This window comes from Providencia sp. PROV129, from assembly GCF_028482245.1.
Lineage (GTDB): Bacteria > Pseudomonadota > Gammaproteobacteria > Enterobacterales > Enterobacteriaceae > Providencia > Providencia vermicola.
In genome coordinates, this window is the sequence record NZ_JAMPQD010000015.1 from 159,727 (window position 1) to 177,692 (window position 17,966).

General features: G+C 43.2%; 14 protein-coding genes. 3 read left to right on the forward strand and 11 right to left on the reverse strand.

What is annotated here, in order from left to right:
* Nucleotides 1-22: 22 nt before the first annotated feature.
* The 4 genes from PSF27_RS11535 to PSF27_RS11550 are packed head-to-tail and all read right to left on the reverse strand — an operon-like array spanning nucleotide 23 to nucleotide 3,540.
* Entirely contained in the window at nucleotides 23-418 is a 396-nt protein-coding gene (locus PSF27_RS11535) for a RidA family protein (protein ID WP_206083793.1), read from the reverse strand.
* A gap of 12 nt (nucleotides 419-430) precedes the next feature.
* Nucleotides 431-1,867: an N-acyl-D-amino-acid deacylase family protein gene (locus PSF27_RS11540; protein ID WP_272539356.1), complete on the reverse strand. Its 1,437-nt coding sequence runs from the start codon at nucleotides 1,865-1,867 to the stop codon at nucleotides 431-433.
* 18 nt (nucleotides 1,868-1,885) lie between these two features.
* Complete coding sequence (locus PSF27_RS11545; protein WP_272681485.1) at nucleotides 1,886-2,512, reverse strand: 2-dehydro-3-deoxy-6-phosphogalactonate aldolase; 627 nt, start codon at nucleotides 2,510-2,512, stop codon at nucleotides 1,886-1,888.
* 32 nt (nucleotides 2,513-2,544) lie between these two features.
* Nucleotides 2,545-3,540, reverse strand: coding sequence for a 2-dehydro-3-deoxygalactonokinase (locus tag PSF27_RS11550; protein ID WP_272681486.1), 996 nt, complete (start codon nucleotides 3,538-3,540; stop codon nucleotides 2,545-2,547).
* Nucleotides 3,541-3,793: 253 nt separating this feature from the next.
* On the opposite strand from PSF27_RS11550, the gene PSF27_RS11555 reads away from it, so the two are divergent.
* Nucleotides 3,794-4,576, forward strand: coding sequence for an IclR family transcriptional regulator (locus PSF27_RS11555; RefSeq protein ID WP_225820483.1), 783 nt, complete (start codon nucleotides 3,794-3,796; stop codon nucleotides 4,574-4,576).
* A gap of 120 nt (nucleotides 4,577-4,696) precedes the next feature.
* Here the strand turns inward: PSF27_RS11555 and narI are convergent, their stop codons facing one another.
* From narI to PSF27_RS11580, 5 genes are all read right to left on the reverse strand, one after another.
* Complete coding sequence (gene narI, locus PSF27_RS11560) at nucleotides 4,697-5,374, reverse strand: respiratory nitrate reductase subunit gamma (RefSeq protein WP_206083360.1); 678 nt, start codon at nucleotides 5,372-5,374, stop codon at nucleotides 4,697-4,699.
* Nucleotides 5,371-6,093 carry a nitrate reductase molybdenum cofactor assembly chaperone gene (gene narJ, locus PSF27_RS11565; RefSeq protein ID WP_272681487.1) on the reverse strand — a complete coding sequence of 241 codons (723 nt, stop codon included), beginning with the start codon at nucleotides 6,091-6,093 and terminating at the stop codon, nucleotides 5,371-5,373. Before narJ ends, narI begins: the two co-directional genes overlap by 4 nt.
* On the reverse strand, nucleotides 6,090-7,631 hold the full coding sequence (narH, locus tag PSF27_RS11570) for a nitrate reductase subunit beta (protein WP_206083358.1): 1,542 nt from the start codon (nucleotides 7,629-7,631) through the stop codon (nucleotides 6,090-6,092). The genes narJ and narH overlap by 4 nt, the downstream gene beginning before the upstream one ends.
* Nucleotides 7,631-11,392, reverse strand: coding sequence for a nitrate reductase subunit alpha (locus tag PSF27_RS11575; protein WP_272681488.1), 3,762 nt, complete (start codon nucleotides 11,390-11,392; stop codon nucleotides 7,631-7,633). Before PSF27_RS11575 ends, narH begins: the two co-directional genes overlap by 1 nt.
* 69 nt (nucleotides 11,393-11,461) lie before the next feature.
* Complete coding sequence (locus tag PSF27_RS11580; RefSeq protein ID WP_272539358.1) at nucleotides 11,462-12,859, reverse strand: NarK family nitrate/nitrite MFS transporter; 1,398 nt, start codon at nucleotides 12,857-12,859, stop codon at nucleotides 11,462-11,464.
* A gap of 334 nt (nucleotides 12,860-13,193) precedes the next feature.
* Between PSF27_RS11580 and narX the strand changes: the two genes are divergently transcribed.
* The gene (gene narX, locus PSF27_RS11585; protein ID WP_272539359.1) at nucleotides 13,194-14,921 is read left to right on the forward strand and encodes a nitrate/nitrite two-component system sensor histidine kinase NarX; all 1,728 of its coding nucleotides are present in this window, start codon (nucleotides 13,194-13,196) and stop codon (nucleotides 14,919-14,921) included.
* A 21-nt stretch (nucleotides 14,922-14,942) separates the two neighbouring features.
* Nucleotides 14,943-15,599: a two-component system response regulator NarL gene (narL, locus tag PSF27_RS11590; protein WP_206083354.1), complete on the forward strand. Its 657-nt coding sequence runs from the start codon at nucleotides 14,943-14,945 to the stop codon at nucleotides 15,597-15,599.
* 3 nt (nucleotides 15,600-15,602) lie between these two features.
* Here narL and PSF27_RS11595 read toward each other — a convergent pair whose 3' ends face one another.
* On the reverse strand, nucleotides 15,603-16,757 hold the full coding sequence (locus PSF27_RS11595; protein WP_272681489.1) for a sugar diacid recognition domain-containing protein: 1,155 nt from the start codon (nucleotides 16,755-16,757) through the stop codon (nucleotides 15,603-15,605).
* 25 nt (nucleotides 16,758-16,782) lie between these two features.
* The gene (locus PSF27_RS11600; protein WP_272681490.1) at nucleotides 16,783-17,934 is read right to left on the reverse strand and encodes a glycerate kinase; all 1,152 of its coding nucleotides are present in this window, start codon (nucleotides 17,932-17,934) and stop codon (nucleotides 16,783-16,785) included.
* Between the last annotated feature and the right edge of the window lie 32 nt (nucleotides 17,935-17,966).

Here is a 17,966-nt window from a genome sequence, read left to right on the forward strand (position 1 = left end):
TAGCCCCTCATCGTCTCAGCGATTAAGATTTGAACTTGCTGTTAAAGCAGGTGATGTCCACTTCAACCATGCAATCAACCACAAGATCCGCAACAAAACAGACTCTTGCTGGTGGATGCTCAGCAAAGAATTGCTGAAACACTTTATTAAAGGACTGAAAGTATCGAGCATCACTCAAAACCACTTTCATATGCACAATATCTTGGCGCTCAAAGCCCGCGTCCTTCATGATGTTTAAACAGTTTTCGATAGCCAGTTTTGATTGTGCAATAATGCCGCCATCAATCACTTCACCATCAACCATCGGTGTTTGGCCTGACACATATAACCAGCCGTCCGCTAGCACAGCTTTCGAAAAAGGTAATGATTGCCCACCAGTCCCTTTTGAACCTTCAACGCCAAATCGTTTAATCATTATTATTTCTCTCTTTTATTTATTTCTTTCTAAGAATTTACCTGCTCTATCCCCAGTCATTTCTTTTGCGGTATAGGTCAGAACACCATTAACAAAAACATATTCAATGCCATCTGCTTTCTGCTTTGGATCTTGGAACGTCGAGGTTTCATTAATTTTTATTGGGTCAAATAAGACGATATCTGCAAAAAAGTTTTCTTTGATAAGTCCTCTATCCTTCAAAGAAAAACGCTGAGCCGACATGCCCGTCATCTTGTAAATTGCGGTGGTCATTGGGAACAGTTTCTCATCACGGCTGTAGTGACTAATTACGCGTGGAAAGGTGCCCCATAAACGTGGGTGCGGATTAGGGTCGCGGGGTAAGCCATCTGAACCAACCATGCTGCTTGGGTGCTGCAATACACGGCGAACATCGTCTTCATGCATTTGAAAATAAATAGCGCCCGCAGGGACAATTTTTTCCGCCACTTGGTAAATATCGATATTCCACATTATGGCGATATCTTTTAGTGTCTTACCTGCAACATCAGGGAATGGCGTTGACCAAGTCACTAGGATGTCATAATCCTCAGTGACTTGCGTGATATCTAAGTTTGAAGAGCCCGCTCTATAGGGGTAGCAATCACAGTTAATATCTTGCATTGCTTGATATTTTTCGATTAACGCAAGCGTCTCTTTAGTACGTCCCCAGTTTTTTGCCCCAGCACACTTATGGTGAGAAATTTGCACAGGTACTTTTGCATGGCGGCCAATATGAAAAGCTTCATGCATTGCATCGATGATTCCATCATATTCAGTACGCATATGCGTGGTGTAAATGCCCTGATGCTCTGCTAATAATTCGGCCAGCTCACAGATTTCTTCCGTGGATGAGTTAATGGCATTACCGTAAGACAGCCCTGTGCTTAGCCCTAAAGCACCTTCATTTAATGCAGATTCTAAAACCCGCTTCATCTGTGCAATATTGCTCTGGGTTGCAGGTTTTAATAAATCCGAAACACAGTTATTTCTTAATGTGGTATGGCCAATCAATGTCGCTACATTAACGGTCGGCGTAATTTCATTAATTTTCTGCTTATAGCTAGCCAAATCTGCGAAATTAAATTCATTTAATTCCCCCAGCAAATTAATTGGGTCAGGAACTTCATCTTTTAATGTGGCGCATGCAGCACTGATCCCACAGTTACCAACAATAATGGTGGTAACACCCTGTGATGTTTTTTCAATATATTCTGGTTTATCTATGACAATTAAATCATCATGCGTATGAACATCAATAAACCCAGGCGATAAAATTAACCCTGAACAATCAATTATTTTTTCAGACTCTTCGTTAATATTTTCAGCAATTTTAATAATACGGCCATTTTTAATTGCCACATCGCTAATAAATTCATTTTTACCACTGCCATCAATAACAGTGGCACTTTTAAAAACATAATCGAATTTCATTTTAATATCTCTTTTAAATTAATAATTTAAATTTTTAAATGCGATATATGCAGATATAAATGCTTTCGCGTTTTCTCTGGTTTTCTCTGGTGATTGGCCTGCACGGTAAAGGTCGTTCCCAAGCCCTGCGCCATAACAGCCAATGCTTAGGTACTCATGTAAATTTTGTGGCGTTACGCCACCAACGGCATAAATAGCTATATCTTTAGGGATCACTGACATCAGTGACTTAACGTAGTTAACTCCTAGCGGCGCAGTTGGAAATATTTTTAAGTTACAAGCACCTGCATCAATCGCTGTAAATGCCTCAGTGGCTGTTGCACAGCCTGGGTATATTTCCATCTTGTTTGCTAAAGATGATTTGATCACCGAAACATTAATATTCGGTGTGACAATAATCTTTGCGTTCATTGCTGCTAATTTTTCAACATTCTGTTGATTCAGGACAGTTCCTGCCCCTATTTTTAATTTATTGCCATAGTGCTGAATAGCCAATGGAATACTCTTTTCCCATTCAGGGGAATTCAACGGAATTTCTATATATTGAAAACCTTCTTCCGCCAGTATTGAAATATGTTCTAAAACCTCTTCAGGTTTAATCCCACGCAATATTGCAATTAAAGGAATTTCATTTTCAAGATTCATATAATCACCTAATAACAAATTATTAAGAATGCTTATTTATATTCTGTAAGGTTTAATATTGAAATTGCACCTAACCCAGAATACGGCTGTTCCTTTTTATCTTTTAATACGCTGATTTCACCCGTGAAATAACTATCATTTTTAATTAATAATTGAAGCGCATTTGCTAAGATAGGTTTTCCACTAATCACAATTTTTATATCGTTAGTCACACATAAGGCCTGGCTGTTTTTTATCGCAAGTAAATCTGATGCTAAAATCGCGCCTAATAAAAAACTCGATTTTTGGTCAAGAGTAGCTTCCGTAAAAAGATCTAATAATCTGACTGAAAAACAGCTTCTGGCAATCCCTACTTGCTGACTTAACTCGGCACCCTTAAGTAAATATTCGCGATCAAGTTGCTGAACAAATTGATGCTCTAATGAGCTTGCGAGTATCGTTTGGTGCGTCAGCGTATCGAAGATTTCCCCTGCCATCGTGGTTGCCAGTGCAATCACATTTTTATTGTCATCAATGCGAACAAACTTTGAATGCGAACCTGGTAAGATAACCAGCGAAGCGCCTAAATCTGGCTGCTGTGATAAGATACCGAAGATCTCAACCTCTTCACCGCGCATCACATCCATGCTTTCAATAGAGTCAAACGTTAATTCCGTGGTTTTATTTTTAATTCCTGGTATAAAAATAATTGGCTTTTCGCTAATTTCATTTACCACGCGCGCACTGGCCTTTTGTGCGAGCTGTCTCATCGAAACTGGAGTCACTTCATGAGGCAAATGGCATAACCCAATTTCTGAAGTAATCATACCCGATGCCACTAAGCGATAATTTTCCCTTTCTTCATCACTAAACTTTGCTAAAAGTTGTGCCAAAAGCGTTTTTATTGATTGAATTAAACGCACATTATTTCCATTTTTCGCACAATCCCGAATCCCAACTTCCGCGCTCAGCTCTCCCACAACCATATTGTTTCGCCATGCTCTCACGCGGGTATTTGTTGTCCCTGTATCAATGGTCACTATCAACATATTTATCCCTTTAAAATAACGGAACGCCGTTCCTTTTTTTATAAGATACATCAAATTATAGGAATGTCGTTCCGTTTTTATAAGAATGACGATCGTGATCACAATCAGTAACGTAAAGACAAGGCTTATCAATTAATTACAGATATCCCGCCTTTACACACAAAAAGAGTCACAACAAGGAGAAAATGGAACGACGTTTAATTCACATGAAATTGTGCGTACAATGACCCCCAGCGCATGTAAGGAGCCAACAATGACGAAAGACAGCCAAGCAAACTCATCAAACATTGATAGAGTACTGACCATCCTTGAAGAGATAAGTAATCATTCCGATGGAATTTCATTGGCAGAATTAGTTAAAAACACAGGGATCGCCAAAACCACTGCGTTTCGGATATTAGAGACGTTAAAAGAACGCCAATATGTCAGTATCGATCACCTTACAGAGCGTTATAACCTTGATTTAAAAAGCCTTGAACTTGGCATTAAAGGTTTAATGAATGTCAATTTAGTTGAAGTTTCAATCCCTTATTTAAAAACACTATCGAGCTCAACATTCGAAACCTGTTTTTTAGGGGTCTATAACAGCGGGCATGTGGTGTACCTGTATAAAAGTGAAGGTACCCTCTCAATTCAAACAACTGCAAAATTAGGGGCAAGGCTACCCGCCTATTGCACAGGGATTGGGAAAGCGCTTTTAGCGTTCCAACCGTTGGAAGAAATTGATGAGGTTCTGGATAAACCTCTGGTGAAATTCACGGAAAAAACCGTTGTCGATAGAATGAAACTGTATGAATTGTTGGCAGATATTCGTTTGAAAGGCTTTTCTTTAGATGATGAAGAAAATGAAGAAGGGCTAACGTGTGTTGCAAGGCCAATATTTAACTACACTGGCAACATTGTTGGGGCTATCAGTGTTGCAGGCCCAACACACCGTATGTTACCCAAAATAGATAGGGTCAACGATGAACTTGCCCATGTTTGTTTGCTGATTTCTCGCCGCCTGGGCTATATCGAACCCGCCGTCAGCAAATAAACACAAAAAAACCCCATCTAACATGTTAGGTGGGGTGCCAAAATAGCCATATTTGTTGTTTACACAAGAATCAATTACACAAGAGCAATGTACTGGCTCACTTCCCTGTGAAACCCGAACTTAGTGGCGATTTCTCACCAACTGATACCGACGACTTAGGTATTCGATAGGTGCACTCCAGATGTGCACTAAACGGCAGAATGGGAAGAGTAAGAATATTGTCATCCCCAACACGATATGTAACTTGAACACGATGCCAACGCCTTCAAGGTAATTCGACGCGCCCCAATGGAATGTCACAACTGATTGCGCCCATCCCACTAACTTCAACATTTCACTGCCATCCATGTGCTGCGCAGAGAATGGAATAGTGAGTAGCCCTAAACACACTTGCACCACCAGCAATACCATAATCATGATGTCACCAAAGGAAGATGTGGCGCGAATACGTGGGTTAGTCAGTCGGCGTTTCAGTAACATCGCTCCACCAATTAACATCATCACCCCCGCAGAGCCGCCCCCGATCATCGCCATCAACTGCTTGATATGCATTGGTAGGAAAGATTCATACATCCAATGTGGTGTTAACATCCCCAGAAAATGGCCGACAAAAATCCCAATAATCCCCAAATGGAATAAATTGGATGCCAGACGCATATTCTTTTTATCTAACATTTGACTCGAACCCGCACGCCATGTGTATTGACCGTAGTCATAACGCAGCCAGCTACCGACAATAAACACGGTGCCTGCAATATACGGATAGATGTCGAAGAAGAATTGATTGAGAAAATTCATTTTTGCACTCCTACATGGCTGCTCGTACCAAGGTCCAAGTATTGCGGCGTGACGGCATTGGCAAAACGGTGTTGATGGGCGGTGACTTCCCCACCGCAGGTTTTCTCATCCGCAAAAAACTTCACTTGTTCCTCTTCCCACACCGCATCAAGGGCTTGAGGCGTGTCATCCCGCGCTTCTGATGCCACTTTTTCGCTAAGTTGCTCAGTGGTAATTTCGCTATTGGATAACTCAAGTAATATCTCAAACAAGCTCGCAAAGCGGCTTTCACGCTGTTTTAATCGCTCCCCTAGTAACGCTAAGATTGGTGCGATATCGTGCAAGCCCCCCACAGTTTCTTGCGGTGGTAAAACAGTGAGATACTCCAAGTAAATAGGCAAATAGTCGGGTAGCTCTTTGCAATCAATTTGCAAGCCATGCTGCTGGTACTGCCCCATTAAATCGACCATTGCTTGACCGCGGTCGCGGGATTCCCCATGAACATGCTCGAATAACAGTAACGATGTTGCGCGCCCTCTATCAAACAGCTCACAATATTGCGCCTGCATATCTAACAAGTCGTCATTGAGATATTCGCGCACAAACATCATCAACTGAATAGCACGAGTAACAGGTAATTCATCTGCTTGCTCTAATGCTTCGATTAACTCATCGCGGTGCTGCCAAAGCGCCTCTGAAGGGTATTCTAACAGCCGAGAAATCACTCTTAACGTCATCATAGTGTGTTCTCCTGCGCTGTTTTTGGCGTCACATCAATGGCATCAATACGTCTACTATTAAACAGATTGGTTTTGCTATCACTACCATGGCAACCATCACCAAAACTAAAGCCACAAGCTTTGGCTTCAGGGAACGCTTCACGTGCTAATTCACGATGACTGGATGGAATCACAAAACGGTCTTCATAGTTAGCAATTGCCAAATAACGGTACATTTCTTGGGCTTGCTCTTCCGTTAATCCCACTTGCTCCAACGCACTGGTATCACACTGGTTTTCTACGGTTTCAGCACGTTTATAATGGCGCATCGCTAACATACGTTTTAGTGCTAACAGCACAGGCTCTGTGTCCCCAGCCGTCAATAAATTGGCGAGGTACTGCACTGGAATGCGCAGGCTTTCCACATCAGGCAATACGCCATTGTTAGCCAATAAACCCGAGTCAGCGACAGATTGAATGGGTGACAGAGGTGGCACATACCACACCATCGGTAATGTGCGATATTCAGGATGCAGCGGCAGCGCTAGTTTCCACTCCATCGCCATTTTATACACTGGCGATTTCTGAGCAGCGTCGATCACACTTAATGGGATCCCCTGTTTTTGCGCTTCTTCAATCACTTTAGGATCGTGTGGATCAAGGAAGACATCGAGCTGACTTTGATACAGATCCGTTTCTTTTTCTACACTCGCCGCCGATTCAATTTTATCGGCGTCATACAGCAACACACCTAAATAACGGATACGCCCAACACAGGTTTCCGAGCAAACCGTTGGCATGCCAGATTCAATGCGAGGGTAACAGAAAATACATTTTTCTGACTTGCCGCTTTTCCAGTTAAAGTAGATTTTTTTGTACGGGCAGCCTGTCAGGCACATACGCCAGCCACGGCATTTATCTTGGTCAATCAAGACGATACCGTCTTCAGAGCGTTTGTAAATCGCACCGCTTGGGCACGTTGCAACACAAGCAGGGTTCAAACAATGTTCACACAGGCGTGGCAAATACATCATGAAAGTATTTTCAAATTGCCCATACATCTCTTTTTGGATGTGCTCAAAGTTTTTGTCTGCGGCGCGTTTCGCAAATTCGCCACCAAGGTCATCTTCCCAGTTAGGCCCCATTTTCACGTTGCTCATCCGTTCGCCTGTGATCAATGACCGTGGACGCGCAGTTGGCACATGTTTGCCTTCTTTGGCATTTTTTAAATGGCCGTAGTCATAATTAAATGGCTCATAATAATCATCCAAAGCAGGTACATCAGGATTAGCAAAGATTTTAGACAACACGCCCACTTTGTTCCCCATACGAGGAACCAGCTTGCCTTTGATGGTACGGATCCAACCGCCTTTCCATTTTTCCTGATCTTCCCAGTGATGGGGATAGCCGATACCTGGTTTGGTCTCGACATTATTAAACCATGCGTATTCAACACCTTCGCGACTGGTCCAGACATTTTTACAGGTCACTGAGCATGTATGGCAACCAATACATTTATCGAGGTTTAGCACCATGCCGACTTGAGAACGAATTTTCATTATGCTTTCTCCTTTCCGCTCAAGGTCTGCTGATAGGCATCGTTTTCCCCATCCAGCCAGTCGACCTGTTTCATTTTGCGAACAACCACAAATTCATCACGGTTAGAACCCACGGTTCCGTAGTAATTGAAGCTATAAGCTAGATGGGCGTAACCGCCAATCATATGGGTTGGTTTCGGGCAAACACGTGTTACTGAGTTATGAATACCCCCGCGCTGCGCCGTAATTTCTGACCCCGGCAAATTGATCAACCGTTCTTGCGCGTGGTACATCATGATCATGCCATCAGGGATCCGTTGGCTGACGATCGCTTTTGCTGTCAGCGCCCCATTGCTGTTAAACGCTTCAACCCAATCATTATCTTCAATGCCTAACTCGCGAGCATCGTCCTCACTTAGCCAAACCACAGGACCACCACGACCGAGCGTCAACATCAATAAGTTGTCGCTATAAGTGGAGTGAATACCCCATTTTTGGTGTGGCGTTAGGAAATTCAACGCTTTTTCAGGGTAACCGTTGGATTTTTTACCCATTAATGGCTGAGCCGCACGCGTATCAATTGGCGGGCGATATACCACGAGACTTTCACCAAAGGCACGCATCCATTCATGATCTTGATATAACTGCTGACGACCACTAAGTGTACGCCATGGGATCATCTCGTGAACGTTGGTATAACAAGCGTTGTAAGAGACATGTTCATCTTCTAAGCCTGACCACGTTGGGCTGGAAATGATCTTACGTGGCTGTGCCACAATATCGCGGAAGCGAATTTTCTCATCTTCTTTGTAGCGTGCTAAATGCGTATGGTCGCGCCCTGTCACCTTGCTTAACGCATCCCATGCTTTCACTGCCACTTGCCCATTGGTTTCGGGGGCTAAAGTTAAAATCACCTCGGCAGCATCAATGGCAGTGTCAATTTTAGGGCGGCCTGCATTAGCCCCTTCTGGCTGGGTTTTGTTCAGCTTTTTCAGGAACTCAACTTCATCTTGCGTATTCCAACTGATGCCTTTCCCACCGTTACCTAATTTGTCCATTAATGGACCAAGGGAGGTAAAACGTGCGTAAGTATTGGGGTAGTCACGTTCAACACAAATAATGTGCGGCGCCGTTTTTCCAGGGATCAGCTCGCACTGGCCTTTTTTCCAATCTCTCACATCAAAAGGTTGCGCCATTTCAGCTTTACTGTCGTGCTGGATCGGCAGTGTGACGACATCCGTTTCTTTGCCTAGATGGCCGACACTGACATCTGAGAAAGCTTTGGCAATGCCTTTGTAGATTTCCCAATCGCTTTTCGATTCCCAAGCAGGGTCAACCGCGGCGGATAATGGGTGAATAAACGGATGCATATCCGAGGTATTCATATCGTCTTTTTCATACCAAGTGGCGGTCGGTAAAATAACGTCTGAGAACAGGCAGGTGCTCGACATTCTGAAATCGAGAGTCACCACTAAGTCCACTTTCCCTTGTGCTGCTGTATCTTGCCATTCTACTTCCTCAGGTTTGACGCCACCTTGTTGACCTAAATCTTTGCCTTGAATACCGTTTTCAGTACCCAGCAAATATTTCAATAAATATTCATGGCCCTTCCCTGCGGAACCCAATAAGTTTGAGCGCCAAATAAACAGATTACGTGGGAAATTTTGTGGGTCATCTGGCTGTTCTGCTGCAAAACGAATATTGCCGTCCTTCAATTGCTTAACGGTATAATCTACTGGGGAAAGCCCCACGTCTTGTGCCTGTTTAGCAATATTGATTGGGTTAACACTTAATTGTGGTGCAGATGGCAACCAGCCCATTCTTTCAGCACGCACATTCATGTCCACTAAACTGCCGCTAAATGCTTTTTTATCCGCTAAAGGTGAGAGTAACTCTTCCGTCCCTACCGTTTCATAACGCCATTGGCTTGAATGGTTATAGAAGAATGATGTGCTGTTCATATGGCGTGGTGGACGCTGCCAATCAAGACCAAAAGCTAGTGGCGTCCAGCCTGTTTGTGGGCGCAATTTTTCCTGGCCGACGTAATGTGACCAACCACCGCCGCTTTGCCCCACGCAGCCACAGAAAATCAGCATGTTGATAATTGCGCGGTAAGTCATATCCATGTGGTACCAGTGGTTGATACCAGCCCCAACAATTACCATCGCACGGCCGTGGGTTTTCTCTGCGGTGTCCGCAAATTCACGGGCGATGCGAATGATATTTTGGCGGCTCACCCCAGTGACTTTTTCAGCCCATGCAGGGGAATAGGCTTTCATATCATCGTAATCAACGGCACAGTTTTCATCACCGAAACCACGGTCAATGCCGTAGTTAGCAAGCATCAAATCATACACACTAGTAACCAGTGACTCACTGCCATCCGCAAGCTGAATACGTTTCGCGGGTAATTTGTGCAACAAAACATCTTTCAATTCAACACGTTGGAAATGTTCGCTTTCTAAACCACCAAAGTATGGGAAGCCAACCTCAACAAATTCATCGTGCGTATCTGCAAGGCTGAGTTGCATTTTGATCTGGTGTGCATCTTGCCCTGCGCGCGGTTCTAAGTTCCATTTTTGGCTGTCATCCCAACGGAACCCCATCGAGCCTTGAGGGGCGCACAGTGCCCCTGTTTCTTCATCAATCGCGATGGTTTTCCATTCGGCATTTTTCTCTTCGCCTAAAGAATCAACGAGATCCGAAGCACGCAGCATACGCCCAGCAACATACGCACCGTTTTCATGTTTATCGAGCATCACCAACATCGGCATATCGGTGTAAGTGCGAACATATTCACGGAAATATTCCGCTTCACGTTTGACGTGGAACTCATTGAGGATGACATGCCCCATTGCCATCGCCATGGCACTGTCAGTCCCTTGTTTTGGGTTCAGCCAATGGTCGCAGAATTTGGTGATTTCGGCGTAATCTGGCGTGACAGCAACAGTTTTCGTCCCTTTGTAGCGGACTTCTGCAAAGAAGTGAGCATCAGGCGTACGAGTTTGCGGGACGTTCGAGCCCCAAGCAATAATGTAAGATGAGTTATACCAGTCTGCGGATTCTGGTACGTCCGTTTGCTCCCCCCACGTCATTGGGGATGCAGGCGGTAAGTCGCAGTACCAATCGTAGAAGCTCAGGCAAGCCCCACCAATGAGAGATAAATAACGGGCGCCTGACGCATAAGACACCATCGACATCGCAGGAATAGGCGAAAAACCGACAATGCGATCAGGACCAAATTCCTTAATCGTCGCCACGTTAGCAGCTGCAATTAACTCGTTCACTTCCTGCCAGCTGGAGCGAACAAAACCACCGCGACCACGAGCTTGTTTGTAACTCTGCGCTTTTTCTGGGTCGCTAATGATGGATAACCATGCTGCGACGGGGTCTTGGTGCTCTGCTTTTGCATCGCGCCATAATTTCAGTAAACGCTTACGCATCATCGGGTATTTCACGCGGTTTGCACTGTATAAATACCATGAATAGCTGGCACCACGCGGACAACCACGAGGCTCGTGATCAGGTAAATCTGGGCGGGTGCGTGGGTAGTCAGTTTGTTGTGTTTCCCACGTCACAAGGCCATTTTTGACGTAAATTTTCCAGCTACATGAACCAGTGCAGTTAACACCGTGGGTCGAACGTACGACTTTATCGTGCTGCCAGCGACTACGGTAACTATCCTCCCAATCACGGTTAACATTGAGCTCTTGCCCATGGTCGCCTGCGAAGGTATCACCCAGCTGCTTAAAATAACGAAATCTATCTAAAAATTTACTCATTCGGATTGCCTCCAAAGAGACGGCGACCGCCGCCGTACATTGCTTAAAAAGGATTTTTATAACTTGTTATTATTTGTGGGTACGTCCGTAAACTAACCACGTGATAAACACACAAGAGAGATAGAACACAAAGAACACTTTCATGGCATCAGCGGGTGAGCCTGTCAGGGTTAACGACGTCCCAAAGGCTTTTGGAATAAAAAAGCCACCAATTGCACCAATGGCAGAGATAAACCCAAGCGCTGCCGCACTTTCTGTTACTGCTTCTTTTTGTGCTTCTTGCTCTGAAGCACCTCTTAATAAAGCCTTGTCCATGGTTAATTTGCGAAAAACCACGGCAATCATTTGGAATGTGGAACCACTGCCTAAACCTGCCGTTAAAAACAGCACCATAAACACACCGTAAAACGCACCGAAGGAGCCGCCTTGGCCATTTTCTGGCAAGGTAAAGAACAGTAGCCCTGAAAAAATAGCCATGGCGATAAAGTTCAGGAAAGTTACTTTGACGCCGCCAAAACGGTCAGACAGCATGCCGCCAAGTGGGCGGGCTAATGCACCAAGGAATGGGCCAAAAAAGGCAAATTTCAAGATGACGATATCGGGAAACTGGGTTTTCGACAGCATGGCAAAGCCCGCGGAAAAACCGATAAATGAACCAAATGTTGAGAGGTACAACAGGCTTAAAATCCACAGATGTCCACGTTTTAAAACAGGAAGTTGCTGTTTTAAAGAGGCTTTATTTGCTGCCAAATCGTTCATGCCAAACCATGCCATCGCCGTAAAGAACAGCAAGAATGGCACCCAAACCCACGCTGCATTTTCCAGCCAAAGTACAGAACCGTCAGGCTGAACCGCTCCTGTTCCACCCGCAAAAGCAAACACCCCCACACCGACAATAAACGGGGCGACTAACTGCATCACGCTAACACCTAGATTTCCTAGACCACCATTTAAGCCCAGCGCACCACCTTGGCGAGCTTTCGGAAAAAAGAAACTGATATTCGCCATGCTTGATGCAAAGTTTGCCCCAGCAAAACCACAAAGCAGGGAAATAATCACAAATACTTGGTATGGCGTTGTTGGGTCTTGAATCGCATACCCCAACCAAATACACGGAATAATCAGAAATACAGTGCTAATTGCCGTCCAACGACGACCACCAAAGATAGGAATAACAAAAGAATAGGGCACGCGTAATAAGGCGCCAGAAACGGAAGGCAGTGCGGTTAATAAAAATAATTGGTCAGTGGTAAAATTAAAACCTACTTTATTTAAATTAACAGCAACCGCACTAAATAGCATCCATACACAGAATGCAAGCAATAAACACGGAATTGAAATCCACAAATTACGTTTGGCAATTCGCTGGCCTGTTTGCTGCCAAAATTGGCTTTCTTCAGGACGCCAATCCTGAATAACACCTTTTGGCTGCACAGCCGTATTATTAATCCTCTCTCGTTGAGACATAATTCACCCCGATAAATACGATTTTCTGAGCGCAGTGTGTGGCGAATAAGCCAGCATGAAGCTGATCTAAATCAAGGTAGATTTAAATCAAATTTGGCACGAAATTCAGACCGTCCACCAGAGGAGTATTAGGGGTATTTTTAGTTAACCAATTAAATATAAACGAATAATTTAATACATTAAAAACATTCATTGATGCAAATTTTAGCAAAAAGACTCGGCGAGATATTAGGGAGTAATACCGAAGTGGCATATTCAATTTTGTCTAATAGAGGAACAATAATAGCGTTATAAAAAATATTGAATAATGATGTCATGGAATTAAGGATTATGTATGCCAACTGCGAACCGCCGATTTTCAATCATTAACCAAGTTATTGGCTTAATGTTATTGATTGCTGTACTCGGTATTATTGGCATGACAATTTCCAACCAAATGATTATTAGCGTGCAAGGGAACGCTCACGCAATAAATAAATCGGGGTCGCTAAGAATGCAAAGTTATCACTTGCTTTCATTAACACCACTCAATACCTATTCGGATATTTATCTGAATGAACTTGAACATGATTTATTAAGCCCTGAATTAACCCAAGTGGTCGAAATAGAGGATTTAACTAATCTATTTAGTGAGCTTCACCAATATTGGCTAAACGACTTAAGACCTGCGCTAGCAAAAGCCAATTCCCCCAATGATGCACGTTTTGAGGTTATCACTTTTGTTAATAAAATCGATGAGTTAGTAAAAAGTATCGATGAAAAAACAGAACGTAAAATGACCTATGTCGCCATGACACAAATGGTGTTTATCGGCCTCGTTTCTCTATTATTACTCTTCACCATTTGCCATTTTAGGAAGAAAATTTATTACCCTTGGCTAAAACTGTTAAATATGGTGAATGCGATTAGTCATCGGGATTTTAGCCAACGTTATCCAACGTATAAAAAACATGATGAGCTTAGCGCTCTTGGACAAACATTAAACCAAATGTCTGATGAATTAGCGCAAAGTTACCGTCAATTAGAGTCTCGTGTCGAAGAAAAAACGGCAGACTTACAGAATAAAAACAAAGTATTGCTGTACCTGTATCAATCAAATCGTACCTTGCATTCCATCGACCCACTGGCGGTACGCCTAGAAAAAGTACTGATAGAGCTACAAAACCTAATCCCCCTTAAAAATATTAGCTTGCGGCTATATGAAGAAAATAACGATACCTATTTTCATGACATCCACTGTGGTGAATTTCCAGCCCCTGAAACCGTGGAACATCCAACAATGTTATCGTGGGATATCTCCGATAATTTACACCGCTATGGGGTTATCCTAGCTGAGATCTCAATAGATAGGCCTTTATCCGATGAGCAAAATAATTTAGTGCTAATGTTGGTCAAACAAATCACTGGTATGTTAGCAATGGCGCACCAATTAGAGCAGCAACAACAATTGCTAATTATGGATGAACGCTCGGCAATCGCCAGAGAACTCCATGACTCTATTGCCCAATCGTTATCATGTTTAAAAATGCAAATTAGCTATCTGCAAATGCAGCCAGAATCTTTGCCCAATAAACAACAAGATTTACTCAATGAAATGCGCAATGAAATTAACTCTGCTTATAGCCAATTACGTGAATTATTAACCACTTTTAGGTTAAAGCTCACTGAACCAGGTTTATTGCCCTCTTTAGAAAGTACTATCAATGAATTTAGCCAACGTGTTGGCTTTGAAATAAATTTGAATTACCAACTGCCAGCAAAAAGCATTTCGCCACACCAAGCTATTCATATCATACAGATAATCCGAGAAGCCTTGAGCAATATTCTCAAGCACGCCAATGCAAATTGGTCGCAAGTTTCGTTATTCGAAAATGCAGACGTTATCACCGTCACCATTGAAGATAATGGTGACGGTATTCAACCCCAGCCCACGAAAAATAACCATTATGGACTGATTATCATGAGGGAAAGGGCTCTGAGCTTAAACGGAGAATACCAAATTGCACCTCGTGTTCAGGGGGGAACAACAGTCAGTGTCACATTCCCACTCGCTGTGGCTTAATTAAATTGGAGTTACTTGTTGATGGAAAACAAAAATATCACCACTGGCCAATCCACAATTTTACTCATTGATGATCATCCGATGCTGCGTAATGGGGTTAAGCAACTAATCAGCTTAGAGCCGACATTGCGAGTCATTGGGGAAGCTGATGACGGAGAAACAGGCATTAAAATCGCCGAAGAATATGATCCGGATTTAATCCTATTAGACTTAAATATGCCAGGAATGAACGGGTTTGAAGTCCTCTGCAATTTACGCAACCACGAACTTTCTGGCCGCATTATTTTATTCACCGTTTCTAACTATGGTGAAGATTTAATTAATGCGCTAAAACACGGTGCTGATGGCTATTTATTAAAAGATATGGAACCCGAAAAACTTATTGTTGCATTGAAAGAAGCCGCCAGCGGTAAAATGGTTGTCAGTCCAACATTAGCCTCTGTTTTAGCTGAATCATTAAGAGATAATCGCACATCTACTGAACATAATTTATCGGTACTCACCCCAAGAGAAACGCATATTTTAGATTTAATCTCACGGGGGCTATCCAATAAGCAGATTGCCAATAAATTAAATATTACGGAGAGTACCGTTAAAGTACATGTGAAGCATTTACTGAAAAAACTCAATTTAAAATCGCGTATTGAAGCCGCTATTTGGGTTTTACAGCAAAAGTAATAATTAGGTTAATGCATCTAACCATGGCTGCTGTTTTGGATAACGCCGACGGTAGCCATGCATCGCCACCGATAGTTGAATCAAATCAGTGAATTTTGTTGGGTCTAGCCCCGTTTGCTTTTTAATTTGTTGTAGCCGATAACTTAACGTGTTGCGGTGAATACCAAGCTGCAAAGCGGTATTACCAATTTCACCATTTTGCAATAAAAATAACTCTAACGTTTCCAACAAACTTTCCCCTGAATCATGCAATAAAATTTTGTTGCAAATATCCAAAAAGAAATTAAATAAATAACTGTTTTCTAACTCATTAAATAAACAAAATGAGGCCATTTCTTTAAATAAGAAAACCTGTTTTTCAGGGACTGTCTGACGTCCCACATCAATCACTGAGCGAGCAAAATGCACCGCATCACGCACATGTTCTTCGCTATCGGCTTGCACACCAACACCAATATAGTACTGACTCAGTTGACCATCCAAGATAAAATGTAGGTTAGGAATAAATGATTCATTTTGATAGTGTTTTGAGGGAAATAGCATCAATACTTCACGGCTATTGAGTAGCAATACATCACTTTTTTCCATCGCCGATAATTCTGTAATGATGGTATCTAAGATTTCAGGGCGATATTGAATGGCTTCAATATTAATAATCACTGGGATCGTGGGTAGCGAAAACGAAAAACCTGAGTTATGCAGCTTTAATAATGCACTACGCCCCTGAATAGGTGTGGCGCTTTCAATAAACTGAACAAATAACATATCCCGTAAGCGGTGCTGCCAATTGATGCTACGACGCTCAATTTCTTGCTGAATAAGTAACTCCGCGGTAAGAATCGCTAATTCCGCATAACGCTGAATAACCACGGGATCGCCACTCACGCCAATCACCAACTCCACTTTGTCAGCCACAATAATCGGATGATTGATTCCTGGGGCTACATTAGAATAAGCACGGGCTTCATTTTCATTGTAAATCGTGATCCGTTTGCCGCAGCGGATCACCTCCACTGCGGCTTCATGTGTTTCACCAATACGTTTTTTTTCACCTGAAGCGATAATCATCCCCTGACTGTTAATCACATTGACGTTGTGGTGGATGATCCCCATCGCACGCGTGACAATATCATTAGCTAATTTTTCAGTCAGTAGCATATTACCGCCTCATCTTATTGTTTTATTAAATTTTTTGGCTTGCTAATACTGTTCTTAGTAAGTTTTCAGCGGTATCCACTAGGTAACGCTCTCCATTAACCATCGCTTGCTCTAAAGAAACAGGTCCAGGGCAAAGTGACCACATCGCCGTAATCCCGTGTTGATACAAAATTCGACTATCCTCACTGTATCCACCGCATAAGGCGATTGTCGGCACACCAAAGCGGCTTGCCATACGGGCGACACCGACGGGTGCTTTACCGTTGGCACTTTGGCTGTCCATCCGCCCCTCTCCAACAATCACTAAGTCTGCTTGTTGAATATAAGCCTCTGCACCCAATAACCCGAGAACAAGGTCAATCCCTTTTTCGAGCTTAGCATCGACAAACCAACGCAATCCTGCACCGAGTCCACCAGCCGCGCCACTTCCCGCTTCTGATGAGACATCTTTCCCTAAGGTGCTCGACATTAATTGTGCATAATGCGTCATACTTGCTTCCAGCTGGTCTAGTACAGTTTTATCAGCCCCTTTTTGTGGGCCATAAATATACGTTGCTCCATTTTTGCCGAGCAGCGGATTTTCCACATCACAAGATACGTTAAATTCAACGGCCGCAGCACGAGGATCAAACTTATCCAAGTCAATTTTTGCGATATTAATAAGGTTCTCACCATTTATTGGCGAGCTAATCAGTTGATGGTTTTTATCGTAAAATTGTGCGCCAAGTGCTTGCGCAAAGCCCGCCCCGCCATCGTTTGTTGCACTTCCACCTATACCAAGAATAATGCGGTTGCACCCCAAGTCGAGGGCATATTTCACCATTTCCCCCAAACCGTATGTTGAGGCTTTTTCTACATGGCGAAATTCAGGTTTGACAAGCTCTAGGCCACTGCATTGTGCCATTTCAATAAAAGCGGTTTTTCCGTCCAGCACCAACAGCCGTGCATCAACTTGGCTGCCATAAGGCCCTGTACACGTCAATATGTAAGGCGTTACACCAGATAAAACTGGACTATGCTCTAGTGACTCCAACAGGCCTTCTCCGCCATCAGATATTGGCAATAACGTCATATCCAAATCGGAGGATACACGCTTGAAACCCTCAGCAACTGCTTGGCATGCCTGCTGTGCTGAGCAACTTCCTTTAAAGGAATCAAGTGCGATAACAATTTTCATGTAGGCTTTCCTATTGTAAATGGCGATGTTGC